This window comes from Micromonospora sp. LZ37 (assembly GCF_059359015.1).
In genome coordinates this window covers 21,673-47,844 of record NZ_JCADBL010000001.1, presented here as the reverse complement: position 1 = coordinate 47,844, position 26,172 = coordinate 21,673, and the positions used below count along the sequence as shown (strand labels likewise).

At 74.1% G+C, this 26,172-nt stretch carries 24 protein-coding genes and 1 riboswitch; of the genes, 13 read left to right on the top strand and 11 right to left on the bottom strand.

Going from position 1 to position 26,172, the window contains the following annotated elements:
- Window positions 1-4: 4 nt before the first annotated feature.
- The 5 genes from mshD to pstB all read left to right on the top strand — a co-directional run bounded on the left by mshD (window position 5) and on the right by pstB (window position 5,401).
- The gene (gene mshD / locus AC5L3Z_RS00195) at window positions 5-931 is read left to right on the top strand and encodes a mycothiol synthase (RefSeq protein ID WP_494838610.1); all 927 of its coding nucleotides are present in this window, start codon (window positions 5-7) and stop codon (window positions 929-931) included.
- Between the two features lie 341 nt (window positions 932-1,272).
- Window positions 1,273-2,379, top strand: a complete 1,107-nt coding sequence (gene pstS, locus AC5L3Z_RS00190) for a phosphate ABC transporter substrate-binding protein PstS (protein WP_494838609.1) — start codon at window positions 1,273-1,275, stop codon at window positions 2,377-2,379.
- Window positions 2,380-2,427: 48 nt separating this feature from the next.
- Entirely contained in the window at window positions 2,428-3,519 is a 1,092-nt protein-coding gene (gene pstC, locus AC5L3Z_RS00185; protein ID WP_494838607.1) for a phosphate ABC transporter permease subunit PstC, read from the top strand.
- Window positions 3,516-4,604 carry a phosphate ABC transporter permease PstA gene (gene pstA / locus AC5L3Z_RS00180; RefSeq protein WP_494838605.1) on the top strand — a complete coding sequence of 363 codons (1,089 nt, stop codon included), beginning with the start codon at window positions 3,516-3,518 and terminating at the stop codon, window positions 4,602-4,604. The genes pstC and pstA overlap by 4 nt, the downstream gene beginning before the upstream one ends.
- Before the next feature lie 20 nt (window positions 4,605-4,624).
- Window positions 4,625-5,401, top strand: a complete 777-nt coding sequence (pstB, locus tag AC5L3Z_RS00175) for a phosphate ABC transporter ATP-binding protein PstB (protein ID WP_334525472.1) — start codon at window positions 4,625-4,627, stop codon at window positions 5,399-5,401.
- Between the two features lie 506 nt (window positions 5,402-5,907).
- Here the strand turns inward: pstB and AC5L3Z_RS00170 are convergent.
- Window positions 5,908-6,741, bottom strand: coding sequence for an NUDIX hydrolase (locus tag AC5L3Z_RS00170; RefSeq protein ID WP_494838603.1), 834 nt, complete (start codon window positions 6,739-6,741; stop codon window positions 5,908-5,910).
- Window positions 6,742-6,812: 71 nt separating this feature from the next.
- Here AC5L3Z_RS00170 and AC5L3Z_RS00165 point away from each other — a divergent pair, with 71 nt between their 5' ends.
- A complete protein-coding gene (locus tag AC5L3Z_RS00165; RefSeq protein WP_494838601.1) occupies window positions 6,813-7,781 on the top strand; it encodes a Gfo/Idh/MocA family protein in 969 nt (322 codons plus the stop codon).
- Window positions 7,782-7,826: 45 nt separating this feature from the next.
- Here AC5L3Z_RS00165 and AC5L3Z_RS00160 read toward each other — a convergent pair whose 3' ends face one another.
- The 3 genes from AC5L3Z_RS00160 to AC5L3Z_RS00150 all read right to left on the bottom strand — a co-directional run bounded on the left by AC5L3Z_RS00160 (window position 7,827) and on the right by AC5L3Z_RS00150 (window position 10,582).
- Window positions 7,827-8,831, bottom strand: a complete 1,005-nt coding sequence (locus AC5L3Z_RS00160; protein WP_494838599.1) for an inorganic phosphate transporter — start codon at window positions 8,829-8,831, stop codon at window positions 7,827-7,829.
- 4 nt (window positions 8,832-8,835) lie between these two features.
- The gene (locus tag AC5L3Z_RS00155; protein ID WP_494838598.1) at window positions 8,836-9,462 is read right to left on the bottom strand and encodes a DUF47 domain-containing protein; all 627 of its coding nucleotides are present in this window, start codon (window positions 9,460-9,462) and stop codon (window positions 8,836-8,838) included.
- Between the two features lie 142 nt (window positions 9,463-9,604).
- Entirely contained in the window at window positions 9,605-10,582 is a 978-nt protein-coding gene (locus AC5L3Z_RS00150) for a PPK2 family polyphosphate kinase (protein WP_494838596.1), read from the bottom strand.
- A 202-nt stretch (window positions 10,583-10,784) separates the two neighbouring features.
- Here AC5L3Z_RS00150 and sigJ point away from each other — a divergent pair, with 202 nt between their 5' ends.
- On the top strand, window positions 10,785-11,741 hold the full coding sequence (sigJ, locus tag AC5L3Z_RS00145; protein ID WP_494838595.1) for an RNA polymerase sigma factor SigJ: 957 nt from the start codon (window positions 10,785-10,787) through the stop codon (window positions 11,739-11,741).
- Window positions 11,742-11,751: 10 nt separating this feature from the next.
- Here the strand turns inward: sigJ and AC5L3Z_RS00140 are convergent, their stop codons facing one another.
- Window positions 11,752-12,258, bottom strand: a complete 507-nt coding sequence (locus AC5L3Z_RS00140; protein WP_494838593.1) for a DUF402 domain-containing protein — start codon at window positions 12,256-12,258, stop codon at window positions 11,752-11,754.
- A gap of 137 nt (window positions 12,259-12,395) precedes the next feature.
- Here AC5L3Z_RS00140 and AC5L3Z_RS00135 point away from each other — a divergent pair, with 137 nt between their 5' ends.
- A complete protein-coding gene (locus tag AC5L3Z_RS00135; protein ID WP_494838591.1) occupies window positions 12,396-14,573 on the top strand; it encodes an ATP-dependent DNA helicase in 2,178 nt (725 codons plus the stop codon).
- A gap of 107 nt (window positions 14,574-14,680) precedes the next feature.
- Here AC5L3Z_RS00135 and AC5L3Z_RS00130 read toward each other — a convergent pair whose 3' ends face one another.
- Window positions 14,681-15,979, bottom strand: coding sequence for an AI-2E family transporter (locus AC5L3Z_RS00130; protein ID WP_494838589.1), 1,299 nt, complete (start codon window positions 15,977-15,979; stop codon window positions 14,681-14,683).
- Window positions 15,980-16,139: 160 nt separating this feature from the next.
- Between AC5L3Z_RS00130 and AC5L3Z_RS00125 the strand changes: the two genes are divergently transcribed.
- Together AC5L3Z_RS00125 and AC5L3Z_RS00120 are read left to right on the top strand one after the other, a co-directional pair.
- Window positions 16,140-16,487, top strand: a complete 348-nt coding sequence (locus tag AC5L3Z_RS00125; protein WP_494838588.1) for a GroES family chaperonin — start codon at window positions 16,140-16,142, stop codon at window positions 16,485-16,487.
- Between the two features lie 84 nt (window positions 16,488-16,571).
- Window positions 16,572-16,739: a hypothetical protein gene (locus AC5L3Z_RS00120; protein ID WP_334534403.1), complete on the top strand. Its 168-nt coding sequence runs from the start codon at window positions 16,572-16,574 to the stop codon at window positions 16,737-16,739.
- Window positions 16,740-16,795: 56 nt separating this feature from the next.
- On the opposite strand, the gene AC5L3Z_RS00115 is transcribed toward AC5L3Z_RS00120, so the two are convergent.
- Window positions 16,796-18,247, bottom strand: a complete 1,452-nt coding sequence (locus AC5L3Z_RS00115) for a PrsW family intramembrane metalloprotease (RefSeq protein ID WP_494838585.1) — start codon at window positions 18,245-18,247, stop codon at window positions 16,796-16,798.
- Window positions 18,248-18,313: 66 nt separating this feature from the next.
- A riboswitch (SAM riboswitch) is annotated at window positions 18,314-18,433 on the top strand.
- Between the two features lie 51 nt (window positions 18,434-18,484).
- On the opposite strand from AC5L3Z_RS00115, the gene AC5L3Z_RS00110 reads away from it, so the two are divergent.
- A complete protein-coding gene (locus AC5L3Z_RS00110) occupies window positions 18,485-19,741 on the top strand; it encodes an aminotransferase class V-fold PLP-dependent enzyme (protein WP_494838583.1) in 1,257 nt (418 codons plus the stop codon).
- 43 nt (window positions 19,742-19,784) lie between these two features.
- On the opposite strand, the gene AC5L3Z_RS00105 is transcribed toward AC5L3Z_RS00110, so the two are convergent.
- On the bottom strand, window positions 19,785-21,044 hold the full coding sequence (locus AC5L3Z_RS00105) for an FUSC family protein (protein WP_494839556.1): 1,260 nt from the start codon (window positions 21,042-21,044) through the stop codon (window positions 19,785-19,787).
- A gap of 66 nt (window positions 21,045-21,110) precedes the next feature.
- Between AC5L3Z_RS00105 and AC5L3Z_RS00100 the strand changes: the two genes are divergently transcribed.
- Window positions 21,111-21,749, top strand: a complete 639-nt coding sequence (locus AC5L3Z_RS00100; protein ID WP_494838581.1) for an HD domain-containing protein — start codon at window positions 21,111-21,113, stop codon at window positions 21,747-21,749.
- Window positions 21,750-21,766: 17 nt separating this feature from the next.
- Here AC5L3Z_RS00100 and AC5L3Z_RS00095 read toward each other — a convergent pair whose 3' ends face one another.
- Entirely contained in the window at window positions 21,767-22,045 is a 279-nt protein-coding gene (locus tag AC5L3Z_RS00095) for a DUF4031 domain-containing protein (protein WP_494838580.1), read from the bottom strand.
- A 35-nt stretch (window positions 22,046-22,080) separates the two neighbouring features.
- Between AC5L3Z_RS00095 and AC5L3Z_RS00090 the strand changes: the two genes are divergently transcribed.
- Window positions 22,081-23,481, top strand: a complete 1,401-nt coding sequence (locus tag AC5L3Z_RS00090; protein ID WP_494838578.1) for an FAD-binding oxidoreductase — start codon at window positions 22,081-22,083, stop codon at window positions 23,479-23,481.
- Between the two features lie 21 nt (window positions 23,482-23,502).
- Here AC5L3Z_RS00090 and AC5L3Z_RS00085 read toward each other — a convergent pair whose 3' ends face one another.
- Both AC5L3Z_RS00085 and AC5L3Z_RS00080 read right to left on the bottom strand, forming a co-directional pair.
- Window positions 23,503-24,006: a hypothetical protein gene (locus AC5L3Z_RS00085; RefSeq protein ID WP_494838576.1), complete on the bottom strand. Its 504-nt coding sequence runs from the start codon at window positions 24,004-24,006 to the stop codon at window positions 23,503-23,505.
- Window positions 24,007-24,115: 109 nt separating this feature from the next.
- A complete protein-coding gene (locus tag AC5L3Z_RS00080; protein ID WP_494838574.1) occupies window positions 24,116-25,948 on the bottom strand; it encodes a glycerol-3-phosphate dehydrogenase/oxidase in 1,833 nt (610 codons plus the stop codon).
- Window positions 25,949-26,172 lie beyond the last annotated feature (224 nt).

The following is a 26,172-nucleotide window of genomic DNA, read 5'->3' as shown; positions in this document are numbered from 1 at the left end:
CGGGGTGAGCAGCGCGGAGCCGACGACCGACCGGGTGACCCGGGCCGACCGACTCGCCCCGGACGAGGTGGCCGAGGTCCTGGCGCTGGCCCGCCTCGCCGGTGACGCGGACGGCGCCGACCCGTTCGACGAGCACACGCTGCTGCGGCTGCGTGAGCCGGCGAAGCCCGCCGTGCACCTGACCGCGCGGGCCGCCGACGGCACGCTCACCGGGTACGTCCACCTGGACACCACGGACCCGGCCGCCGGCATCGGGATCGAACTGGTCGTCCACCCCGGGCACCGGCGGCAGGGCACCGGCCGGGCGCTGGCCAAGGCCGTACTGGCGGCGGCGTCCGGGCCGCTGCGGGCCTGGGCGCACGGCGACCACCCGTCCGCCGCCGCGCTCGCGGTCGACCTCGGCTTCGTCCGGGCCCGGGTGCTCTGGCAACTGCGCCGGCCGTTGACCGCCGCGCTCCCCACGCCCCGGCTCCCGGAGGGCGTCACGCTGCGCGCGTTCCAACCCGGCGAGGACGACGCCGCGTGGCTGATGCTCAACGCCCGGGCCTTCGCCGAGCACCCCGAGCAGGGCCGCTGGACCGCCGACGACCTGCGGGCACGCCAGACCGAGCCGTGGTTCGACCCGAGCGGTTTCCTGCTCGCCGTCGAGGCGGCCACCGGCCGGCTGCTCGGCTTCCACTGGACCAAGGTGCACGAGCGTCCCGGCTCGGCGCGGATCGGCGAGGTCTACGTGCTCGGCGTGGACCCGTCCGCGCACGGCGGCGGCCTCGGCAAGGCGTTGACCACCGCCGGCCTGGCCCACCTGCGCGACGTCCGCGGGCTGGACCGGGTGATGCTGTACGTGGACGAGTCCAACACCAGCGCGGTCGCGCTCTACGAGCGGCTCGGCTTCGCCCGCTGGTGCGGGCACGTCAACTACTCGCTCGGCTGACAGGGCGGGCTCCGGCCGCCGCCCGGCGAGGGTCGCCCGCCGCCCGCCGAGGGTCGGCGAGGGTCGGCGAGGGGGATCACCGGACGGTAACGACCCGGACTCGGGACGATAACGGCCGTCCCGATAAATCGGATAAGTAGCGACACCGGGACGGCAGTTCACCTAACGGACAACCGACCCTCAGGCCGCGGCCACCCCTCCGGCCGCGCATGTTCATTTCCCGTTCACTTCCGACCGGCGAACCGGCTACCTGGCACTCCTAGCTTTCGTGTCAGCCGGTCAGCGCCGGCGCAGGAACGACCAACCGGTCGACTCCCCGGACGTGAAGGGAAACCCCTCAGGTGAAGCTCCAGCGGCACGGCGCCATCGCCTGCCTCGCTCTTTCCGCGATGCTCGGTCTCAGCGCTTGCGGCTCGGACAACAACGAGCCGGCGAGCACCTCGGCCTCGGGTTCGGCCAGCGCGGCCGACTGCGCCACGGGGACGCTGAACGCACAGGGCTCGTCCGCCCAGAAGAACGCCATGGCCGAATGGATCAAGTCGTACCAGCAGAAGTGCGCCGGTTCGACGATCAACTACGAGCCCTCCGGCTCGGGCGCCGGCATCCAGGCCTTCATCGCCGGCACCGCCGACTTCGCCGGCTCCGACTCGGCGCTGAAGGAGGAGGAGCAGCCGCAGGCCGACGCCAAGTGCGGCCCCGGCGGCAAGGCGATCCACCTGCCGATGGTGATCGGCCCGGTCGCCGTCGCCTACAACGTCAGCGGCGTGGACAACCTCCAGCTCAGCCCGGCCACCCTGGCGAAGATCTTCGGCGGCAAGGTGACCAAGTGGGACGACGCGGCGATCAAGGCCGAGAACCCGGACGCCAAGCTGCCGGCGACCACGATCCAGACCGTGCACCGCTCGGACGAGTCCGGCACCACCGACAACTTCACCAACTACCTCTCCAAGACCGCCGAGGCCGACTGGACCTTCGGTAAGGCCAAGGCGTGGAAGGCACCGGGCGGCACCGGCGCCAAGGGCTCGGACGGCGTGGCCAGCCGGGTCAAGGGCGCGGACGGCGCCATCGGCTACATGGAGTGGTCCTTCGCCGAGAACGCCGGCCTGAAGATCACGAAGATCAAGAACGGCGCCGGCGAGTTCGCCGAGCTGACCGCCGAGAACGCGGGCAAGACCATCGCCGGGGCCGCCATCGAGGGCCAGGGCGACGACCTGAAGATGAAGGTCGACTACAACACCAAGGCGGCCGGGGCCTACCCGATCGTCCTGGTGACCTACGAGATCGCCTGCGGCAAGGGCATCCCGGCCGACAAGCTGCCGCTGGTCAAGGGCCTGCTGGGCCACGCCGCCAGCAGCGAGGGCCAGGCCGAGCTGACCGAGCTGGGCTATGCCCCGCTGCCCGACTCGGTCCGCACCAAGGTCGAGGCCGCCGTCAAGAACCTCTCCTGACCGGCGTCACCGACACCACCACTCCCTCAATTCGAAGCGAGCGAGCAGATGGGTGAAACCCCTCCCCGCTCGGCGCACGCCGGCACCGGCGGGCACCCCGTGACCTCAGGTCGCGAGTGGCCCGCCGGTGCCTCGGCGCTTGTGTCCGAGACCTCTGTCAGCACCCGTGACCCGGGTGGGAACGGAATGGGCGGCGGCGGCGCGCTGCCGCGGGCCCGGGCCTTCGGCGCGGAACGGGCCTTCCGTGGGCTCACCCTGGCCGCCGGCACCGCCGTCCTGGTCGTCATCGCGGCGATCGCGATCTTCCTGATCGCCAAGGCGGTCCCGGCGCTGCGCGCGAACACCGAGAACTTCTGGACCTACGAGGGCTGGTCGCCCAACGAGGCCCAGCCGAAGTTCGGCATCGGCACGCTCGCCTTCGGCACCGTGCTCAGCTCGGTCATCGCCCTGCTCCTGGCCGTCCCGGTCGCGCTGGGCATCGCGCTCTACCTGTCCCACTACGCCCCGCGCCGGCTCGGCACCGCGCTCGGCTTCCTGATCGACCTGCTGGCCGCCGTGCCCAGCGTGGTCTTCGGGCTCTGGGGCCGTGACTACTTCTCCGGCCCGGTCCGGGACTTCTCGGTCTGGCTGAACACGTACTTCGGCTGGATCCCGCTCTTCGGCGGCGAAGGCCCGTTCGGAGCATCGATCATGCTGGGCTCGCTGGTACTGGCGATCATGGTGCTACCGATCATCACCTCGCTCTCCCGCGAGGTGTTCCTCCAGACCCCGACCGCGAACGAGGAGGCCGCCCTCGCGCTGGGCGCGACCCGCTGGGAGATGATCCGCACCGCGGTGCTGCCCTACGGGCGCCCGGGCATCATCGCCGCGGTCATGCTCGGCCTGGGTCGGGCGCTCGGCGAGACCATCGCGCTGGCGCTGACTCTCGGCATCACGTTCGGCATCTCGTTCAACCTGATCGAGAACGGCGGCAACACCATCGCCGCCAACATCGCCAACGCGTTCGGCGAGGCGAACGACACGGGCCGGGGCGCGCTGATCGCCTCCGGTCTGGTGCTCTTCACCATCACGCTGATCGTCAACATCACGGCGCGGGCGATCATCTACCGCCGCCGGGAGTTCACGGAGTCGGCCGCATGACCACCACCCTCACCTCCCACCGTCCCCGCCCGGAGGCTCGACCCGAGACGCTGCGGGCCCGCCGGCTGCCGAAGTACGCCGCCCCGGCCATCGCCCTGGCCGCCCTGCTCGTCGCCGCCGCGATCGTCTACGGCGCGGGCATCGGGGGTCCGGTGCTCGTCGTGGTCGTCGGCGCGCTGCTCCACCTGGCCGGCCTCTTCGCCGCCGCGAACGCGGTGGAGGGACGGCGATCGGCGCGCAACCGCACCTGGAGCGCGCTGATCCACTCCGCCTTCGTGCTGGCCGTACTGCCGCTGGCCTCGGTGGTCTGGACGCTGGTCAGCAAGGGCGCCGAGCGACTGGACTCCGACTTCTTCCTCACCTCGATGAACAACATCGGGGCGCGGGACCCGAACGGCGGCGCGTACCACGCCATCGTCGGCACCCTGGAGCAGGTCGGGATCGCCACGCTGATCACCGTCCCGCTCGGCATCCTCTGCGCCATCTACATCGTCGAGTACGGGCGCGGGAAGTTCGCCTTCGCGATCCGGTTCTTCGTCGACGTGATGACCGGCATCCCGTCGATCGTCTCCGGTCTGTTCATCCTGGCGTTCTGGGTGCTGGTCGTGTCGCCGTGGTTCAACGACGGACGCCCGGGATTCTCCGGCTTCGCCGCCGCGCTGGCGCTGAGCGTGCTGATGCTGCCGACCGTGGTCCGCTCCACCGAGGAGATGCTGCGTCTCGTCCCGGCGCCGCTGCGCGAGGGCGCGTACGCCCTCGGCGTACCGAAGTGGAAGACCATCCTGCGGGTCGTGCTGCCGACCGCGCTGCCGGGCATCGTCACCGGCGTCATGCTCGCCATCGCGCGGGCCGCCGGCGAGACGGCCCCGGTGCTGCTCGTCGCCGGCGGCGGCGCGGCGATCAACTTCAACCCGTTCGAGAACAACCAGTCGTCGCTGGCCCTCTTCGTCTACCAGCAGGCCGGTGACGCGTCGAGATACGCGCCGGCTCGGGCGTGGACCGCGGCGCTGACCCTGGTCGCCCTCGTACTCGTCCTGACCATCGCGGCGAAGTTGCTGGCCCGTCGCAACCGGCTCGGCCGATGAACCCCGGAGGTACCACCACCATGGCCAAGCGCATCGAAGCCACCAACGTGACCGCCTACTACGGCGGGTTCAAGGCGATCGAGAACATCAACCTGACCGTCGAGCCGAAGACCGTCACCGCCCTGATCGGACCGTCCGGTTGCGGCAAGTCGACCTTCCTGCGGTCCATCAACCGGATGCACGAGGTGCTCCCCGGCGCCCGGGTCGAGGGCAGCCTGACCATGGACGGTCAGGACATCTACGACCGGGACGTGGACGTGACCGCGGTCCGCCGGATGATCGGCATGGTCTTCCAGCGGCCCAACCCGTTCCCCACCATGAGCATCTTCGAGAACGTGGTGGCCGGGCTGCGGCTCAACGGCGTACGGAAGAAGTCGATCCTGGACGAGGCCGCCGAGAGGGCGCTGCGCTCGGCGAACCTCTGGGACGAGGTCAAGGACCGGCTGGGCAAGCCGGGCGCCGGTCTCTCCGGCGGCCAGCAGCAGCGGCTCTGCATCGCCCGCACCATCGCGGTCGAGCCGCAGGTGGTGCTGATGGACGAGCCCTGCTCGGCGCTGGACCCGATCTCGACGCTGGCCATCGAGGACCTGATGTTCCAGCTCAAGGACAAGTTCACCATCATCATCGTCACCCACAACATGCAGCAGGCCGCGCGGGTGTCGGACCGGACCGCCTTCTTCTCCATCGAGAAGACCGGCGACCCGGGCCGGCTGATCGAGTACGACAACACCCAGAAGATCTTCAGCAACCCGAGCGTGAAGAAGACCGAGGATTACATCACCGGCCGCTTCGGCTGAGCCGCTGGTTCCCGGTCCGCGAGGGGCGTCGGTCGAATCGACCGACGCCCCTCGGCGTCTTTCCGGCCGCCGCCCCACCGCCCCACCGCCGGACACCGTCCCCGCGCCGGCGAGCGCCGAGCCCCCACGCCCGGTTTGCGGCGTGTCGGGGTGTCCCCGCCGCCGGACACCCCGACACGCCGCAAACCGGGGGCAGAGGCCGCGGCAGCGGCAGCGGCAGCGGCAGCGGCAGCGGCAGCGGCAGCGGCAGCGGCAGCGGCAGCGGCAGCGGCAGCGGGGAGATCGACCGTCAGCAACACACCGCCAGCGGACGCCGTCAGCGGCAGGCGGTGGCCCGCCCACCGTTTGCGGCGTGTCGGGGTATCCCGCCGGCCGGACACCCCGACACGCCGCAAACCGGGGCGAGCACGCCGGAGGCCGGCGGGGCGAAGGCGGGCCACCGGGGCGGCGGCGGAGGGGCCCGGCGGCGGGTGGGGGGGCGGGGCGGCGGCGGGTGGAGGGTGAGGTCAGGACAGGACGAAGCGGGCCTCGCCGTTGCCGGTGAGGTCGAGGCGGGGGGTGACCGGGGTGGCGGCGTCCCGGTCGGCCGCCGCCCGGACCACGCCGGCCAGGTCACCGGCGGCGGCGACCTGGGCGAGGGTGACCAGGGTGGGCGGGAGCATGGTCAGCTCGCCGGCCCGGGCCCGGGCCAGGGCGTCCGCCGGGCGGATCCACATGGTGTGGTCGGCCTCGCCGGAGACGTCCCGGGTCCGCTGCCCCGCCGGCAGCAGGGCCAGAAAGAAGTACGTGTCGAAGCGGCGCGGCTCGAACTCCGGGGTGATCCACCGGCTCCATGGCAGCAGCAGGTCCGACCGGAGCGTCAGCCGGCGACCGGCGAGCAGGTCGGCGAAGCCGACCCGGCGCCCCTCCAGGTCCTGGCGGGCGGCCTCCCAGTCGTCACCGCTCACGTCCCCCACCACGGTCGCCGCGTCGGGACCGGCCAGCAGCACCCCGGCCTCCTCGAAGACCTCCCGGGCGGCGGCGCAGACCACCGACTGGGCGGCGTCGGGGGCCAGGCCCAGCCGGGTGCCCCACTCGGCCGGCTCCGGGCCCGCCCAGTCGAGGTGGGCCTGCGAGTCGGAGCGGTCCACCCCGCCGCCGGGGAAGGCGTACATCCCGCCGAAGGTCATCGCGGCGACCCGGCGGATGACGTACACCTCGAAGTCGGCGCCGGACGGCCGGAGCAGGAGCACCGTGGCGGCGACCCGCGGCACCGCCGGGGTGCCGCCCTCGGCGCGGAACCGGCGGGCGTGCTCGACCAGGGCGGCCGGCGCGGCGAAGCCGTCACTGTCGATCGTCATTCCGCGAGCCTAGTTCCCGCGGGCCGGGTCGCCCGTCCGCCCGTCGGCGGATCTTCGCTAGCGTGGCCGCCATGACGCGTTGGGGCATTCTCGCCACCGGACACATCGCCGGCCGTTTCGCCGAGGACCTCCGGCTGGTGCCGGGGGCCGAGCTGGCCGCGGTCGGTTCCCGCACCCCGGAGGCCGCCGAGCGGTTCGCCGCCCGGCACGGCGCCGAGCGGGCGTACGGCTCCTGGGCGGAGCTGGCCGCCGACGACGGGCTGGACGTGATCTACGTGGCGACTCCGCACGCCGCCCACCACGAGGCGACCCGGGTGTGCCTGGACGCCGGCCGGGCGGTGCTGGTGGAGAAGCCGTTCACCCTCGACCTGGCCAGCACCACCGAGCTGGTCGAGGCGGCCCGCGCCCGGGGGATCTTCCTGATGGAGGCCATGTGGATGCGGACCAACCCGCTGATCCTGCGGGTGGTCGAGCTGGTCGCCGACGGGGCGATCGGCGAGCTGACGAGCGTACGGGCGGACTTCGGCGCCGCCGGGCCGTTCCCGCCCGAGCACCGGATGCGGGCCCGCACCCTCGGCGGCGGCGCGCTGCTGGACCTGGGCGTCTACCCGGTGAGCCTGGCCCATCTGCTGCTCGGCGTGCCCCAGCACGTGCGCGCCTGGGCCAAGCTGGGCCCTGAGGGGGTGGACGAGAACACCGGCATCGTCCTCGGTTACGACTCCGGCGCGGTGGCCACGCTGAGCTGCGGGATGATCGGGGCGACCGCGATCACCGCCTCGATCACCGGCACGACCGGCCGCATCGACCTGCCCGAGCCGTTCTACCGGCCGGGGGCGGCGGTCCTGCACCGGGCGGGCGCCGAGCCGGAGACCCTCACCGCCGAGCTGGTCGGCGGCGGCTACCAGCACGAGGCCGCCGAGGTGCAGCGCTGCCTCGCGGCGGGGCTGACCGAGAGCCCACTGGTGCCGCACTCCACCACGCTGGAGGTGATGGGGCTGCTCGACGGCATCCGGGAGCGGATCGGGGTCGACTACGCCTGAACGCGGAAGGCCCCCGCCGACGGCGGGGGCCTTCGCGGTGGCCGGTCAGCTGAAGAGCGGACGGGCCAGGAAGTACATCAGGGCACCGATCGAGCCGGCGGCCGGGAAGGTCAGCACCCACGCGCCGACGATGTTGCCGGCCACGCCCCACCGGACGGCGGAGAGCCGCTTGGTGGCGCCGACACCCATGATCGCCGAGGTGATCGTGTGGGTGGTCGAGATCGGGGCGCCGAGGACCAGGGCGTTGAAGTACAGCACCGAACTGGCCACGGTCTCGGCGGCGAAGCCCTCCGGCGGCCGCAGGTCGATGATCTTCCGACCCAGGGTCCGGATGATCCGCCAACCACCGGCGTACGTGCCGGCGGCGAGCACCGCGGCGGAGGTCCAGAACGCCCACTCCGGGATGAAGGTCGGGTCGTCCTGGTAACCGCCGACGTAGAGCGCGAGCACCACGATGCCGATGGTCTTGGCGGCGTCCTGGAGGCCGTGGCCGATCGACATGGCGGCGGCGGAGACGGTCTGCGCCCAGCGGAAGCCCCGGTTCAGCTTGCCCGGGTGCCCCTTCCGGAAGATCCACTGCACGGCGATCATCACGATGTAACCGAGCAGGAAGCCGACCATCGGCGAGAGCACCATCGGGATGATGACGCTCTGCCCGATGCCCTTCCAGAGCACGGTGCCGGAGGCGGCGATGGTCGAGCCGACCAGGCCGCCGATGAGCGCGTGCGAGGAGGACGACGGCAGGCCGAAGTACCAGGTGATCAGGTTCCAGACGATCGCGCCGATCACGCCGGCGAAGACGATGCCCAGGCTGGCCCGGCCGGTCGGCAGGCTCACCAGCCCGCTGCCGACGGTCTTGGCCACCTCGGCGCCGAAGTGCGCGCCGATGAAGTTGCCGACCGCCGCCATGGCCAGGGCCACCCGGGGTGTCAGCGCCCGGGTGGAGATGCTGGTCGCGATCGCGTTGGCGGCGTCGTGGAAGCCGTTGGTGTAGTCGAACACCAGGGCCACCGCGATCACCGCCAGCACGGCGATGAGTTCGGGACTCACAGGATCAGGACTCCTTGACCGCGATGGTCTCGACGGTGTTGGCCACGTGCTCGAAGGCGTCGCAGGCGGCCTCCAGCTCGTCGGCCACCTCCTTCATCTTCAGCACGGTCAACGCGTCGTACTCGCCGGAGAAGAGGCGGACCAGCAGCATCCGGTAGGCCTGGTCGCCGTCGTTCTCCAGGCGGTTGCACTCGATCCAGTAGTCCTCGAGATCCTTCATCGACTTCAGCCGGGGCATCGCGTCGGCGGTCAGCTTGGCCTGCTGGTCGAGGACGTTGACCATCTCGTGCATCTCGCGGGGCAGCGAGGGGAGCTTGGTCAGGCCGTACAGGTAGAGCAGGTTGCCGACCGCCTCCAGGTGGTCCATCACGTCGTCGAGCAGCGAGCCCAGACGGTAGATGTCCTCCCGGTCGAAGGGGGTGATGAAGGTCGAGTTGATCTTCTTGTAGAGCTCATGGGTGATCTTGTCGCTGTCGTGCTCCACCTCGGTCAGCCGCTCGCTCACCGACTGCACCTCGACGTCGGGCAGGGCCAGCTCGTTCAGCAGCTCGGTGCCCTTCACCAGGTTCTGCGCGGCCCTGGTGAAGAGCTCGTAGAAAGCGCCCTCGTTCGGGCGGAAGGAAAACTTCACAGCACGGACCTCGTCGTGTCGGTGGAAGGGTGGCCGACGCCTTCGGGGCGTCCACTGAAGGGCATGCTAGGTACACCGCCGAATGGGGCATCGCCCGGCCCACCCCTGGTCAGGCCCGATTCACCGGTCGTTCACCTGCCGTTCACCTTTGCCCGGTCGTCCCGCTCCGCAACCGCTCGCGCTCCCGCTCGACGTCGAAACCGGCAGGCGGATACCCCAGATCGAGCCCGTCGAACGTCTCCCGCAGCAGGTGGGCCACCGCCCAGTCGCGGTACCACTTACGGTCCGCGGGGACCACGAACCAGGGCGCGGCGTCCGCGTCGCAACGGGCCAGCGCCTCGACGTACGCGGCCTGGTAATCGTCCCAGCGCGCCCGGGTGTCCAGGTCGCCCGGGTTGTACTTCCAGTACTTCGTCGGGTCGGTCAGCCGCTCCGACAGCCGCTCCGCCTGCTCCTCGCGGGAGATGTGCAGCATCACCTTGACCAGGGTCACCCCGCCCTCGGCCAGCTCCCGCTCGAAGGCGTTGATCTCGTCGTACCGGGCCCGCCAGGTGGCCTCCGCGACCAACTCGTCGACCCGGGCCACCAGCACGTCCTCGTAGTGCGAGCGGTTGAAGACGCCGACGTACCCGGGCGGCGGCAGGGCCCGCCGGATCCGCCAGAGGAAGTCGTGCCGCAGCTCCTCCTCCGTCGGCGGCCCGAACGAGCGGATGTGCAGGCCGAGCGGGTTCATCGCGCCCGCCACCCGCTTGACCGTGCCGTCCTTGCCGCCGCAGTCCATCGCCTGGAGCACCAGCAGCACCCGCCCCGGGCGACCGGCGCCCAGCTCCGGCCCGCCGCGGGTGGGGGCCGACGCGGCCTCCTCCGGCTCGCCGGCCGCCTTGGCGGTGGCGAAGAGCATCTCCTGCCGCCGGCCCAGCCCGGCGCCGATCAGCTCGACCTGCGCCCGCGTCCACTCCTTGCGCGCCCGGCCCGAGCCGGCCACGCCCGGCACCCCCGGGGTGGAGCGGGGATCGATCGCCCCCAGGTCGACCGCGTCGCCGTCCGGGACGGCCCGCAACAACTCCCGCATCGCGCCACCCTCGGGTGCCACGATCTCCGATTCATCGACTGCGCCCATCCCCCGATCCTCACCCACCCCGCCGCCGGGCGCCTCCCGAGCGGTCTGCGCCCCGCGCCCGCTCGTGCGCCCGCGCCGCAGAACCTGTCCGCTGCGCCGACAGTGGTGTCCGCCACTCCAAGCCCGGAACGGGGCGTCACGTTCCGGGGCGACGACACGTCCGGTGGGTGGGGAGAATGTGGGCGGCGGCGGGAGGCGCGGGGTGACGGTGGAGACGGTGGCGGAGTTCGAGACCGAGCGGGGCCGGCTGATGGCGGTGGCGTACCGGATGCTGGGCAGCCGGAGCGAGGCCGAGGACGCCGTCCAGGAGACCTGGCTGCGCTACGCGGCGACGCTCGGCGAACCGGCCGCCCGCGCGGAGGTACGGCACCTGACCGGCTGGCTCACCACCACCTGCGCCCGGATCTGCCTGGACGTGCTCCGCTCCGCCCGGGTGCGCCGCGAGACGTACCCCGGGCAGTGGTTGCCGGAGCCGCTGGTGACGGTGCCCGGCGGCGGCCCGGCCACCGACGGTTTCGCCCCCGACCCGGCCGAGCGGGCGGTCCGCCGGGACCAGGTCGGCACCGCGCTGCTGGTGGTGCTGGAACGGCTCACCCCGGAACAACGGGTCGCCTTCGTCCTGCACGACGTCTTCGCGGTGCCGTTCGCCCGGATCGCCGAGGCGCTGGAGACCACCCCGGAGGCGGCCCGCCAGCTCGCCTCCCGGGCCCGCCGGGCGGTGCGGGCCCCGGACGCCCCCCGGCACACCGCCGACCCCGCCGAGCAGCGGCGGGTGGTGACCGCGTTCGTGGCCGCCACCGAGTCGGGCGACCTGGCGGCGCTGATTCGGGTGCTGGCGCCGGACGTGGTGCTGATCGGCGACAGCGGCGGCCACTTCCCGACGGCCCGCCGGCCGGTCACCGGCGCCGACAAGGTGGCCCGGTTCACCCTCGGCCTCTTCGGGCGGGCCGGCCGCTACGACGACCGGGCGCGGTACCGGTGGGTGCTGGTGGACGGCGCGCTCGGGCTGTGGTTCGAGATCGTCCTGCACGACGGGCGGATCCTGCGACTGGTCAGCGCGTTCGCCGTGGACGGCGGCCGGATCACCGGCATCTTCAACCAGCTCAACCCGGAGAAGCTGACCCGACTGGCGGAGATCGGGGACGGCCCACCGCGCTGATCAGGCCGGCTCAGAGCACCAGGGCGAGCCACTTCCGGTACGACGTGGCGAACGGCTCGGTGCCGTCACCCAGCGCGGCGAAGAGCCAGCGGGCGGCCGCCTCGGCCTCCGTCACCACGTCGTCGGGGTAGCCGAAGCGCTCCCGGTGCTCGGCGAACTCGTCCTCGTCGCGCAGCTCGACCAGGCCGGTGGTGCGCCGGCGCACCACGTCCAGGTCGAGGTCGACCAGGTGGACCGTGTCGTCGCCCTCCCACCGCGCCGGGGTGGCGATGTCGCAGTAGACCTCGCTGGTCCGCGGGGGCGGGTTGAACATCCCGGTCCACCAGGCCTGGTGCGGCACCAGGAGGACGAACGGGATCTGCTCGACCGAGGGGCGGCCGTGGTAGACCGACTCGGTGCCGGCCGGCACGCCGAGCCAGACGCCGAGGTCGTCCTCGGCGAGCCGGCGGGCCGGGTAGTCGCGGTGGGCGCTGCCGTCGTACTTGCGGTAGATCACGCGGACCACGTCGCTCGGCATGAGTCGCACCCTAACCGATTCCGCCCAGCCGTCGCTGCGCGGAAGTAACCGGACACGGTCCACGGCAATCCGCACGGTGACCGCCGCGCCGGGGCAGCGGCGCGGCCCGTGTCGGGGTCGGCGGGTACCGTCGCACGGTGACTCCGCCCCGCACCGCCACCGGTTCCGCCACCCCGTCGGCCCGTACCGGCCGGCGCCGGGGTGCCCGGCCGAGCGGGAGCGAACTGCTCGCCGCGGCGGTCGGCGCGGTGCCCGGCGGCGCGGCCCGACCCGGCCAGCAGCAGATGACCGAGGCGATCGAGCGGAGCGTCACCACCGGCGAGCACCTGCTGGTCCAGGCCGGCACCGGCACCGGCAAGTCCCTGGCGTACCTCGCCCCGGCGCTGACGGTGGACGGCCCGGTGGTGGTCTCCACCGCCACCCTGGCCCTCCAGTCCCAACTGGTCGACCACGACCTGCCGCGGCTCGCCGACGCGGTCGAGCCGCTGCTCGGCCGGCGGCCCACCTTCGCCGTGCTGAAGGGGCGCCACCACTACCTCTGCCTGGCCCGGCTGGACAACTCCACCGAGGAGGAGCCGGAGGACACCCTCTTCGATGCCCCCGCCGCCCGCCCCGGCGGGGCGACGAAGTGGCTCGGCGAGGCGGGCCGGCTCGGCAAGCAGGTCCAGCGGCTGCGTGACTGGGCCGAGGAGACCGCCACCGGCGACCGGGACGAGCTGGACCCGGGGGTGGACGACCAGGCCTGGCGGCTGGTGTCGATGCCGGCCCGGGAGTGCGTGGGCGCGGCCCGCTGCCCGTTCGGCGCGGAGTGCTTCGCCGAGGCGTCCCGGGCCCGCGCCCGGGAGGCCGACATCGTGGTCACCAACCACAGCCTGCTCGCGGTGGACATGCTGGCCGACCGGCACATCGTGCCGCCGCACAAGCTGCTGATCGTCGACGAGGCCCACGAGCTGGCCGACCGGGTCTCCTCGGCGGCGCAGGCCGAGCTGGTGCCCGAGCTGATCGACCGGTCCGCCCGGCGGGCCCGGCCACTGCTCCGGCCGGACGTCGCCGAGCGGCTCACCGAGGCCGGCGACGCGCTCGCCGTCGGGCTGGCCGAGGCGCCGGCCGGGCGGATCACGAGCGGGCTGCCGGCCCCGCTGCGCGAGGCGTGCACGCTGCTCGACGCGGCCACCCGGGCCGCGCTCGACGCCATCGGCGACGTCAAGGCCGACGACCCGGACCCGGTCCGCAAGCAGCAGGCCAAGGCGGCGCTCGACGAGCTCTCCACCACCGCCCAGCGGCTGCTGGAGGAGGCCGACCACGATGTGGCCTGGGTGGAGAAGCCCGAGAACGGCAGCCGCCGGGCGCTGGTGGTCGCGCCGCTCTCGGTGGCCGGCACCCTCAGCGCCCACCTCTACGACGAACGCACCGTCGTGGCCACCTCGGCCACGCTGGCGCTGGGCGGCCGGTTCGACACGGTGGCCCGGGCGCTCGGGCTGGACGCGCCGCCGCCCGCCCCGCCGTCGCCGGCCGCCGCCGCGCTGGCCGCCGCCTCCGCCGGCCGGTCGGCCGGGGACGCGGCGCTCCCGGCGCCCGCCGGTGGGGTGGCGACGACGCCCGGCAGCCGCCCCGCCACCGGCACCGTCCCGGCCACCTCGGGCCCCGGCTGGTCCTCCCTCGACGTCGGCTCGCCCTTCGACTACGCGCGGCAGGGCATCCTCTACGTCGCCGCGCACCTGCCCCGCCCCAGCGTCTCCGGGCTGCCCGAGGCGGCCGGGGAGGAGCTGCTCGGGCTGGTCGGCGCGCTGGGTGGTCGTACCCTCGGGCTCTTCTCCTCGCGGCGGGCCGCGCAGCAGGCCGCGGAGCTGCTCCGCGCGCGGACCGACCTGCCGGTGCTGCTCCAGGGCGAGGAGGCGCTGCCGCTGCTGGTCCGCCGGTTCCGCGAGGAGCGGTCGAGCTGCCTGTTCGGGGTGATGTCGCTGTGGCAGGGGGTGGACGTGCCGGGCGACTCCTGCCAGCTGGTGGTGATCGACCGGCTGCCGTTCCCCCGCCCCGACGAGCCGCTCGCCGCGGCCCGGGCCGCCGCGGTGGACGCCACCGGCGGTTCCGGCTTCGCCGCGGTCAGCGTGCCGATCGCCGCGGTACGGCTGGCCCAGGGGGTCGGCCGGCTGATCCGGGCGACCGGCGACCGGGGTGTGGTCGCGGTCCTCGACTCACGGCTGGAGACGGCCCGTGGCTACGGCCCGTTCCTGCGCCGCTCGCTCCCCCCGTTCTGGTACACCACCCGCCCCGAGGTGGCCCGCGGCGCGCTGGAGCGCCTCGGCAAGGCCTGACCTCCCGCCGCCGAACGCGCCGGGTCCGCGCGAGCCGGCGAGGTGCCGCCTCCCGGCTCGGGAGGCGGCGTCCCCGCCGACGGCGCGCGGACCTTGCCGAGCGTGGGTCAGGGGGCGTGCGAGGCGACGACCACGGCGTCCGGCGGGGTGTCCGGCACCGAGCGGGCGGCGAGCCGGCGGACCGCGGTGTTGACGACCGCGATCAACGGCACCGCGACCAGCGCGCCGGTGATGCCGGCCAGGACCACCCCGGCGGCGATGCTGATGATCACGGCGAGCGGGTGGATGGCCACCGCGCGACCCATGATCAGCGGCTGGAGCACGTGCCCCTCGAACTGCTGCACGCCGATCACCACGCCGAGGATGATCAGCGCGGTCACCGGGCCACTGTCGACCAGCGCCACCAGCACCGCCACGCCGCCGGAGAGCGCGGCGCCGACGATCGGGATGAACGCGCCCAGGAAGACCAGCGCGGCCAGCGGGAACGCGAACGGCACGTCGAAGATCACCAGGAAGATGCCGATGCCCACCGCGTCGATGAAGGCCACCAGCACGGTGGCCCGGACGTACGCGCCGAGCGTCGACCAGGAGGCCCGGCCGGCGTCGTCGACCTTCCACCGGGCCGCCACCGGCAGCAGCCGGACCAGGAACCGCCAGATCCGGTTGCCGTCGCGCAGGAAGAAGAAGGTCGCGAAGAGCACCAGGACGGTGCCGGTCAGCACCTCGGCCAGGGTGGAGGCGGTGGAGAGCGCCCCGCTGGTGAACCGCTCGGTGTTGCCGTTGATCCAGCCCTGCGCCTCTTCGATGTAGCGGTCGAGCTGCTTGTCGGAGAGGTGCAGCGGGCCGGTCTTCAGCCAGTTCTGGATCTGCCGTACGCCCTGCGAGGACTTCTCGCTCAGCTCCGGCACGCCCTGGATGAACTCGTTGACCACCAGGGTCAGCGTGCCGATCACCCCGGCCAGGCCGCCGACCAGCACCACCGCCGTCGCCAGCGACCTCGGCAGCCGGGCCCGGAGCAGCCAGCCCACGGCCGGCGCCAGCAGCGCGGAGAGCAGCAGCGCGATGGCCAGCGGGATGATCACGATGCTGATCGTCCCGACGATCTTCAGCAGCGCCCAGGTGACCACGCCGATCACGATCAACCGCCACGACCAGGCGGCGGCGATCCGCAGGGCGTGCGGCACGTCCTCGTCGTCCCGGCTGGAGGTGGACTGGTGCGTCGCGGTCGGCGGGCCCGCGCCCACCACCGCCGCCGACGGGGGCGCCACCGGCCCGGGCGAGGCGGGGGACGCCAGCCCGGCCTCCTCGCGTACGTCCTCCCGGTCGCCGCCCTCGGCGCGCACCGACTGGCGGCCGGACTCGTACGCGCGGCGGAGCCTTCCGCGTACCCGCTCGAAACGGCTCAAGCGCACCTCCTCAGGAACAGACCGGGCCGTCCACGACGACGTCCGGACAGGGTACGTCCGACAGCGCCACGGTAGGGCAGTTCCGCCACACATTGCCCCGGCCCGTCACCGGCCAACCACCGGCAGGTCACCCACCGGCCACCCGGTAGCGTCTCTCTCCGTGACCGCCGACCAGAACATCGACTCCGGCCTGCCCATCCGCCTGCTGCACGACCGCGTGCTGGTGCGCCTGGAGGGCGGCGAGGGTGAGCGCCGCTCCACCGCCGGCATCGTCATTCCCGCCACCGCCACCATGGGCAAGCGGCTGGCCTGGGCCACCGCCGTGGGCGTCGGCCCGAACGTCCGGGCGATCGTCTCCGGCGACCGGGTGCTCTTCGACCCGGACGACCGCTCCGAGGTCGAGCTGCACGGCCGGGGCTACGTCCTGCTGCGGGAGCGCGATGTGCACGCCGTCGCCGCCGAGCGGGTGGAGCGCGAGCCCACCGGGAACACCGGCCTCTACCTGTAGTCCCCCGCCCCGCCCCGGCGGCGCCGTCGTTTGTGTCGCTCTCCTCCGGGAAGCCAGCGACGTCCAGCGCCCTGGGGAGGGACGATGCCGGTACTCGTGAAGAAGCTCCTGCTCTGGCTCGGCGCCTTCTTCCTGATCTACTTCATGGCGTTCCGGCCCGACGGCGCCGCCGAGATGTTCAAGGCGATCGGGGCGGGCCTGATGGCGCTGGCCCAGGGCCTCGGGGACTTCCTCACCAGCCTGATGACCTGACCGCACCGCCGCACGGCCCTTGGCGCGGCCCTGACCGCGCCCTGACGGGCGCCGGCTCAGCCCTGGCCGGGCGGCGGCCACGGGGCGGCCGGGCGCGGACCGTACCAACCCGGCGGGCCGTAGCCGGCCGGGGAGACCGGCGGTGGCGGTGGGCCGAGCACCACCGGGATGGGGACCACCGGCGAGTCCGGCGCCTCCACCACGCGCTGCGACCCGTCCGGGAAGCGCAGGTGGTAACGCTGCCCGTCCCAGACCCCGACCGGCGCCTGCGGGTCCCGCCCGACGAAGTACGCCCGGTACGCCGCGATCGCCTCCAGCAGCGCCTTCTCGTCCCGGGCGGTCCGCTCCCGGTCGGCCGGCTTGCGGTCCAGCCCCCGGCGCATGCCGTCGCGCAGCAACGCCAGGCGGGTCGCCGCGAACTGGTAGCCGCGCATCGCCCGCAGCCCCGGGTCACCGCCCACCCGGCGGGCCCAGCTGCGGGCCGCGTGCCGGCGGCCCAGGCTGCCCAGCGCCGCCACCTCGGGCGGGGTGAGCCAACCGGCCCGTACGTAGTCCGGCAGGGTGCGCTCGGTGAGCCGCCCCTCCCAGGCCCGCAGCCAGACCGCGAAGCCGACCATGCCGAAGAAGATCGGCACCATCAGGCCCACCATGCCGTACAGGAAGATCACCAACTCGCCGGTGGCCTGCACCAGCGTCGGGATCAGGTTCCAGGTGCCGTGCAGCATCATCGCCAGCAGCAGGCCGGCGACCGGGGCGAGCACCCGCACCCGCCGGTCGGCGCTACGGGCGGCGATGCCGAGCCCCACCCCGGTCATCGCGGTGAAGAGCGGGTGGGCGAAGCCGAAGAGCAGGATGCGGGTGATGAAGATGGCGATGACCTGCCGGAAGCCCGTCGCCGGGCCCCACTGGTCGGCGCCCGAGGCGTAGCCGTACCCGCCCAGGTAGAGGATGTTCTCCACCATCGCGAAGCCGACCGCGGAGAGCCCGCAGTAGACCAGGCCGTCGGTGATGCCGGACCACTCCCGGCGGCGGAAGACCAGCAGCAGGATCGGGCCGAGCGCCTTCGTCAGCTCCTCGATGAACGGGGCCACGAGCACCGCGGTCAGCGCCGACGGCAACCCCCAGCCCTCGAAGAGCTTGGCGGCGTTCTCGTTGACCGTCAGCGAGGCCGCGGTGGAGACGAACGCGCCCCAGGCGAAGCAGAAGACCAGGTACTTCAGCGGCTCGGGCTCGTACCGGTCGAGCCAGAGGAAGCAGGCGACCAGGACCGGCACCGGCAGGACCGCGGCGGCCATGCCGATCAGCAGCGCCTCCGGGCCGAGGCTCGAACCGAGCCGGATGAGCATGTAGAACGCGCAGGCCGCGATCAGCAGCCCCAACCCCACCAGCACCAGGATCCGTCGCCAACCGGGTCGGCGCCGCGGCATGGGAGGCGCCCCGGCGCCCGGCGAGTGGACGGCGGGCACGGTCGGCGGCGGCGGGGGACCGCCGGGCGGGGTGTCGGCCATGCGGTCAGCGTAGCCACCTCCGGCCCCCTGGGTCGGCTGCTCCCACGCTGGTTATGCTCGGCGACAGGTCACGAGCGCCAGCATCAAGCCCCGGCTTGCTGGCCGGCAACCCTCGTACGTTCGCGGTGGGGTGCCCCGGGTGATGACCGGGCCCGGCCCGATCCGTGTGCTGGGCAAGCGCGGACCCCGTCCCGGTGTGCCCACACCCCGGGGTCCCCGGACCCCGGAGGCTCCGCCATGACCGTCGCCCTCGCCCCGCCCGCCCCCACGGTGTCGGGCGGGCCGGACCCGCTCGCCGTGCTCGGCGTACCCGGGCAGGTCAACCTGGACCACGCCGCCAGCGCGCCGTGCGCGCGGGCCGCCGCCGACGCGGTGGCCGAGCTGCTCCCCTGGTACGCCAGCGTGCACCGCGGCGCCGGGGCGCTGTCGCGGCGCTGCACCCTCGCCTACGAGCGGGCCCGGCAGACGGTCGGCGACGCCTTCGGCGCCCGCGCCGGAGACCACGTGGTCTTCACCCGGAACACCACCGACGCGCTGAACCTGCTGGCCCGGGCGCTGCCGGCCGGCACCACGGTGGTCACCTTCGCCGGGGAGCACCACGCCAACCTGCTGCCCTGGCCACGCGGCTCGGTCCGGCTGCCGGTGCCGGAGAGCCCCGCCGGGGCCGTGCGGGCCCTCGACGCCGCGCTGACCGAGCTGCGCCGCGGCGGGAACGCGGGCCCACCGGTGCTGGTCGCGGTGACCGGGGCCAGCAACGTGACCGGGGAGCGCTGGCCGGTCGCCGAGCTGGCCGGGGTGGCCCGCCGGCACGCCGCCCGGACCGTCGTCGACGCCGCCCAGCTCGCCCCGCACGCGCCGGTGGACGTCGCCGCGCTGGACGTGGACTACCTGGCCGTCTCCGGGCACAAGCTGTACGCCCCGTTCGGTGCCGGGGTGCTGCTCGGGCGGGCCGACTGGCTGGACGCCGCCCCGCCGTACCTGCCCGGCGGGGGCGCCACCAGCCACGTCGGGGCGGCCACCCACGACGTCCGCTGGGCCACCGGCCCGGCCCGGCACGAGGGCGGCACCCCGAACCTGCTCGGCGCGGTCGCGCTGGCCGCCGTCTGCGCGGCGCTGGCCGGGGCGGACCGGGCCGCGCTGCACGCCCACGAGCAGCGGCTGCTCGCCCGGCTCCGGGACGGGCTGGCCGCCCTGCCGGACGCGGTCGAGCTGCGCTCCTTCGCTCCCGACGCGCCCCGGGTCGGCATCGTCTCGTTCGTGCTGGCCGGGCGGGACTCCGGCGAGGTGGCCGGATACCTGGCCCGGGAGCACGACATCGGGGTGCGCGACGGGCTCTTCTGCGCCCACCCGCTGGCCCGGCGGCTGCTCGCCGAGGCCGCCGCGCGCAGCGGACGGGACGACCTCCCGCCGACCGCGCTGCGGGCCAGCATCGGCCTGGGCAGCACGGTGGCCGACGTCGACCGGCTGCTGGCCGCCCTCGCCGCCCTGTGCTGAACCGGGCGCCCACGGGCGGGGGACAGCGCCCCGCCCCGGCTGCTCAACCCAGGGGTGGGGCGGTGGGAGGCCTCGCGGTGGCTCCCTGCTGGGCCGGCTCCCCCTTCGGCCTCTCCAGCTCGCCGAAGGACTGACGGATCAGCCGGTTCGCGTCCTCCTGTTCGATGCCGGAGGCGACCAGGAGGTCACTGGCGGTGGTGCGCACCTGGGCGATCACCACGCTGCCGGAGAAGCCGACCCCCTGGGCGTACGCCCGACCGGCCTCGCTGACCGCGCGCAGCGACCGCTCGCGGGCCTGCTCCGGCTCCTCCCCCATGGCGAACTCGTGCCGGAGCAGACGGACCGACTCGGCGAGGTGGGACACCGCGTCGGGCATCGGCTCCGGGATCGGCTCCTCGTCCTCGATCAGGGTCACCGACCGCCGGATGAGGGTGCCGCTGTTACGCATAGCGCGGTCGATCGGGTCGGCCGCCTCCGCGTAGTGGGTGAGTTCACTGCGCCGGTGCCAGCGGGCCGGCGAGAGCGTGCTGGTCTCCTTCGCGCCCTCGATCGCCTCCTGGAAGACGGCCAGTTCCTCCTTGTTCTCCCGCAGCCGTTCCAGGGCCCGCTGGGCGCTGCCCCGGTCCCGGTTGCGCAGCGCCTCGGCGCAGATGTCGAGCTGGTCGGAGAGCAGGTTGAGCGCCGGGCGGGCGGCCCGGTTGATCACCCGCAGCGGGTTGAGCGGCAGCAGGATCGCGGTCACCAGCAGCGCGATCCCACCGCCGATGAAGGCGTCGACGAAGCGGGGTATCTCCAGGTTCTGGGTGGACGGGCTGAGCGTGACGATCAGCACCGCGGTGGCCGCCGCCTGGATCACGATGGCCACGCTCGCGCCGGAGAAGATGGTCAGCAGGATGGCCGAGGTCACCACCAGCCCGAGCTGCCATCCCCCGGCGCCGAGGAAGTAGATCAGGATGTCGCCGAGGAGCACCCCGATCGCCACCCCGACGATCAGCTCGACCGTGCGGCGCAGCCGCTGCCCGACCGAGGCCGCCAGGGTGCCGACCGCGGAGATCGGCGCGAAGACCGGCTGCGGATTGTTCAGCAGCTCGTGCGACACCACCCAGGCCAGCGTGGCGGCGAGCCCCGCCTGGAGGGCCAGGCCCACGGCCATCCGGACCCGGTGCAGCCGGTCGTGCAGGGTGGCCCGGCTCCGATGGCGCAGCTCCCGCATCGCCTGGGCGATCCGGGGCGCGTCGACGTCCACCGCGCCGTCGCGAAGACCGGCACGCTGCGCCAGCGACGGTCGTCGGTCCCGGGCCACGGCCATGGCGGGGACTACCCGTCCCGGGCAGGGTGAATCCTCGTCGTCTGCGGCAGACTCGGCGGGGTGACGGAGCTGATCGAGCGGTGGCGGACGGCGGCCCGGCGGGCGGGAGCCACCGACACCCCGGCGCTGACCGAGGCCGGCGAGGGGCTGCTCACCCGCTGGCGGGAACCGCACCGGCACCACCACGCCCCCGCCCACCTCCGCGCGGTGCTGGACGTGGTCAACGCGTACGCGCCGCTGGCGGAGCGGCCGGACCTGGTCCGGCTCGCCGCCTGGTGCCACGACGCGGTCTACGACCCGAGGGCCGGCGGGGACACCAACGAGCGGGAGAGCGCCGCGCTGGCCGGCACGCTCCTCGCCGGGCTGGGGCTGCCGGCCGCCGCGGTGGCCGAGGTGCGCCGGCTGGTGCTGCTCACCGCCGGGCACGCGGTGGCGGCCGACGACCGCAACGGCGCCCTGCTCTGCGACGCGGACCTCGCGGTCCTCGCCGCGCCGCCGGCGGAGTACGACACGTACGCCGCCGCGATCCGCCGGGAGTACGCCCACGTGAGCGAACCGGACTTCCGGGTCGGCCGGGCCCGGGTGCTGGAGAGCCTGCTCGCCCTGCCCGCCCTGTACCGCCTGCCCCCGCTGGCCGGGCGCTGGACGGCGCCGGCCCGCGCCAACCTCACCCGCGAGCTGGCCACCCTGCGCCGCTGACCACCCGGCGGGGCGGGTCAGCGCGCCCCGGCGGTAGGGACGAGGTGTTTGGGGCGGCGGAGGCCGGCGTCGCGGAGCAGGCGGACCAGCTCGCGGCTGGGCACCACCCGGGCGCCGAGCCAGACCGCCATGGCGAACCGCTCGGCCGGGATGTCGTAGTGATCCCGGTCGAAGCCGCGGCGGGGCGCGCCGAGCGCCTCGGCGAAGGCGTGCAGCTCGGCGTGGGAGACGTCACTGATCAGATGGGACCAGAGCCGCCCTCGCCACGGCCAGGCGGGACGGTCCAGGTACAGCATGGCGGCCAATCTAGCCGCCGGATAGCCTCTCCCGCATGGCCGGATCCCCCCTCCTCGACGACCTACGCGCGGCGCTCGGCGACGGCGCCGTCCTCACCGACCCGGATCTGCTCCAGATGCACCGCCGCGACGAGGCGGATCTCTGCGCGGCCGGCACCCCGCTGGTGGTGACCCGCCCGCGCAGCACCGACGAGGTGGTCGCGGTGATCCGGGCGGCCGCCCGGCACGGCGTACCGGTGGTGCCGCAGGGCGCGCGGACCGGGCTGGCCGGCGCCGCGAACGCGGTCGACGGCGCGGTGGTGCTCAGCACGGTGGCCATGGACGCGATCCGGGAGATCGACCCGGTGAGCCGGATCGCCGTGGTGCAGCCCGGCGTGGTCAACGCGACGCTGGCCGCGGCGGTGGCGAAGCAGGGCCTGTACTACCCGCCGGACCCGGGCTCCTGGGAGTCCTCCACCATCGGCGGCAACGTCTCCACCAACGCCGGCGGCATGTGCTGCGTGAAGTACGGCGTGACCACGGAGTACGTGCTCGGCCTGGAGGTGGTGCTCGCCTCCGGCGAGGTGCTGCGCACCGGCCGGCGCACCGCAAAGGGCGTCGCCGGCTACGACCTGACCCGGCTCTTCGTCGGCTCGGAGGGCACCCTCGGGGTGATCACCGAGGTCACCGTGTCGCTGCGCCCGGCGCCGGAGGAGTCGCTGACCATGGTGGCGGTCTTCGGGTCGACCACCGAGGCGGGCACGGCGGTGGCCGACATCGCGGCGAAGGGGCTCAGCCCCAGCCTGCTGGAGCTGCTCGACCGGACCCACCTGCGGGCCATCGAGGCGTACCGGCCGATGGGGCTGCGCACCGACGCGCAGGCCCTGCTGCTGGCCGCCGCGGACACCGGCGCCCGGGCGGCCGACGACCTGGCCCGGCTGGCCGAGGTCTGCGAGGCCGCCGGCGCCGAGGAGGTGTACGCGGCCACCGACGCGGTCGAGGCGGCGGCGCTGCTCCAGGCCCGCCGGCTGGCGCACCCGGCGATGGAGAAGTTCGCCGCGGACGCCTTCCCGGACGGCAACGGCGGGTTGGTGATCGACGACGTGGCGGTGCCGCGCGGCTCGCTCGCCGCGCTGCTCGACGGGGTGGCCCGGATCGCCGAGGAGTGCGACGTGCCGATCGGCGTGGTCGGGCACGCCGGGGACGGCAACATGCACCCCAACATCGTGGTGGACCGGGCCGACCCGGCCAGCCTGGAACGGGGGCGGCGAGCCTTCGACGCGATCATGCGACTGGGTCTGGAGCTCGGCGGGACCTGCACCGGCGAGCACGGGGTGGGGCTGCTCAAGCGGGACTGGCTGGCGCGGGAGATCGGGCCGGTGGGTGTCCGGGTGCACCAGGCGATCAAGGCGGCGCTGGACCCGGACGGGTTGCTCAACCCCGGCAAGGTGCTCTGACCGGCCGGCGGGTGCGGCCGGTCAGGCGGTCGGCTCGGCCGGGGTGGCCTGGGTGAGCAGCAGCAGGATCTCGTGCGCCACCGGCGGCCGCTCCTCGCCCGGGCAGTCCTGCGAGGTGATCAGACCGGCGGCGGTGACCAGGCTCGACGTCAACGCGTCGATGCAGCTGACCCGGTACTGGCGGGCCTGGTCGGTCTCCTGCGCCAGCCGGGGGTCGGCCAGCAGCGCCTGCAACCGCTGCACCTGCTCGGGACCCAGGGCGCCGGTCGAGGTCACCCCGTCACCCGCGCAGTCGGCGCACTCCCACCGGCCGTCCGGCGCCACGTTCAGCGACCGGAGCGGACCGTCCTGGCCGAGCTTCTGGACCAGGCTGACCCGGCCCGCGCCGGCACCGGCCGCACCGCCCGCCGGGGCGGTCACGCCCGCGCCCTTCGGGTCCGGTGTGGACCCGCTCCGGTCCGAGTCGAACATCGAGCAGCCACCGAGGCCGATCGTCAGGACGGCAGCGGCGGTAATCGTCAGCACGCGCGACCATTGAGGGGGAACCACGCGCCGGAACCTACCCCACCGTAGGTAGCGCCCGTAACCCGCCAACCGGACGGCCATCGATGGATCGAACTGTGCGAGGGATCGGTCAGCGGGACGAGGTGGGAAGTTCGACACTGTCGCCGTCGACTCCGCGGTCCGCGGCGAAGCCCCGCACGTCGGGCGCCCCGAGCCGGGCCGCGTCGGCGGTCGCGTCGTCCGGCATCAGCTGCGACTCCCGCTCCGCTTCCACCCGCGCCCGGTAGTGGGCGACCTCACGCTCCCGGGTCGCCGCGTCCCAGCCCAGGACCGCGCCCATCAGCTCCGCCGTGTGCCCGGCCGACTCCAGGCCCCGGTGGATCGTCTCGAAGGAGATCCGGGTACGCCGAGTCAGCACGTCCTCCAGGTGCAGCGCCCCCTCGGCCCGGGCCGCGTACGTCACCTCGGCGGCCAGGTACTCGGGGGCACCGGCCAGCGGCGAGGCGAGCAACGGGTCGGCGTCGATCAACGCCAGCAGCTCGAGGGTGAGCGTGCCGTAGCGCTCCAGCAGGTGCTCGACCACCCCGACCGGCACCCGGTGCCGGCGGGCCAGGTCGGCCCGGTCCCGCCACATGGCCGCGTAACCGTCGGCGCCGAGCAGCGGCAGGTCGGCGGTGCGCGAGGGGCGGGCGCCACCCAGCCGGTAGGCGGCCCGGTCCACCACGTCGGCGGCCATCACCCGGTAGGTCGTGTACTTGCCGCCGGCGACCAGGAGCAGCCCGAGCATCGGCTCGAAGACCGCGTGCTCGCGGGAGAGCTTGGAGGTGGAGTCAGCCTCACCGGCCAGCAGCGGACGCAGCCCGGCGTAGACGCCCTCGATGTCCGCGGTGGACAGCGGCCGGTCGAGCACCGTGTTGACCTGGTCGAGCAGGTACTGGATGTCGCGGGCGGAGGCGGAGGGGTGGGAGCGGTCCAGCCGCCAGTCGGTGTCCGTGGTGCCGATGATCCAGTGCCCGCCCCAGGGGATGACGAAGAGCACACTGGTCGCGGTCCGCAGGATCAGCCCGGTCTCGCCGGTGATCGCCGAGCGGGGGACGACGAGGTGCACGCCCTTCGAGGCCCGCACCCGGATGCCGGGGCGCAGCCCGACGTCGTTGAGCATCCGCGACATGTCGTCGCTCCACACCCCGGTGGCGCCGATCACGGTGCGCGCGCGTACCTCGAACTCGGCGTCCGGTGAGTCGGTCGGCGCCTCCAGGTCGCGGACCCGCACCCCGGTGACCTCGCGGGCCTGCCGGATCAGCCCGACGGCGCGGGCGCTGCTCACCACGGTCGCACCGAGGCTGGCCGCGGTGCGGGCCAGCGTCACCACGAGCCGGGCGTCGTCGACCTGGCCGTCGTAGTAGCGGATGGCGCCGGCCAGCCCCTCGGCGCGCAGGCTGGGGAAGACCCGGCGGGCGCCCTCCCGGGTCAGGTGCCGGTGCAGCGGCATGCCGCGACCGCCGCCGAAGAGACCGGCGAAGGCGTCGTACGCGGCCACCCCGGCGCCGTAGTAGGAGCGGCGGAAGAGCCGGGCCGGCAGGTCGCGCAGCCCCTTGCCGGCGGGGAGCGGGACCAGGAACGGCACCGGCCGGACCAGGTGCGGGGCGAGCCGGGTGGCGAGCAGGCCCCGCTCGGTCAGCGCCTCGTGGACCAGGTGGAACTCCAACTGCTCCAGGTAGCGCAGACCGCCGTGGATCAGCTTGCTGGACCGGCTGGACGTGCCGGCGGCGTAGTCACGGGCCTCGACCAGGGCGACCTTGAGCCCCCGGGAGGCGGCGTCCAGCGCGGCACCCGCCCCGGTCACGCCACCACCGATGACCAGCACGTCGAACTGCTCGGTCCGGAGGCGGCGCAGGTCCGCGGCGCGCCGCTGCGGGGAGAGCTGACCGGCGGCGGATCGGGTCAGGTTGGGATCACGCACCCGTCCACCGTAACCGCCCCCGGCCTCCGGCAGCAGGCCCGCTCCCGCCACCGCGCCGCCGGCACCCGGCCGACCACTCTCGGTCAACTCCGCGACAACGGGCAGTCGACGACGACCGGGCAATCGGCGCCCGGGGCGGCCGAAAGCGGGCGGAAAAGCCGTGGCCGCACCCTTCGTCGCGAACCGGCCGGATCCGTCGTCGGCCGCGTCCCGCACCGGCATGG

Coding starts and splice junctions, on each gene's coding strand:
- AC5L3Z_RS00090 (WP_494838578.1), top strand. CDS start 22,081: ATGGCCGGATCCCCCCTCCTCGACGACCTACGCGCGGCGCTCGGCGAC.
- AC5L3Z_RS00140 (WP_494838593.1), bottom strand. CDS start 12,258: ATGCCGAGCGACGTGGTCCGCGTGATCTACCGCAAGTACGACGGCAGC.
- pstA (WP_494838605.1), top strand. CDS start 3,516: ATGACCACCACCCTCACCTCCCACCGTCCCCGCCCGGAGGCTCGACCC.
- AC5L3Z_RS00150 (WP_494838596.1), bottom strand. CDS start 10,582: ATGGGCGCAGTCGATGAATCGGAGATCGTGGCACCCGAGGGTGGCGCG.
- AC5L3Z_RS00120 (WP_334534403.1), top strand. CDS start 16,572: ATGCCGGTACTCGTGAAGAAGCTCCTGCTCTGGCTCGGCGCCTTCTTC.
- pstB (WP_334525472.1), top strand. CDS start 4,625: ATGGCCAAGCGCATCGAAGCCACCAACGTGACCGCCTACTACGGCGGG.
- pstC (WP_494838607.1), top strand. CDS start 2,428: ATGGGTGAAACCCCTCCCCGCTCGGCGCACGCCGGCACCGGCGGGCAC.
- AC5L3Z_RS00115 (WP_494838585.1), bottom strand. CDS start 18,247: ATGGCCGACACCCCGCCCGGCGGTCCCCCGCCGCCGCCGACCGTGCCC.
- AC5L3Z_RS00170 (WP_494838603.1), bottom strand. CDS start 6,741: ATGACGATCGACAGTGACGGCTTCGCCGCGCCGGCCGCCCTGGTCGAG.
- AC5L3Z_RS00095 (WP_494838580.1), bottom strand. CDS start 22,045: ATGCTGTACCTGGACCGTCCCGCCTGGCCGTGGCGAGGGCGGCTCTGG.
- AC5L3Z_RS00110 (WP_494838583.1), top strand. CDS start 18,485: ATGACCGTCGCCCTCGCCCCGCCCGCCCCCACGGTGTCGGGCGGGCCG.
- AC5L3Z_RS00165 (WP_494838601.1), top strand. CDS start 6,813: ATGACGCGTTGGGGCATTCTCGCCACCGGACACATCGCCGGCCGTTTC.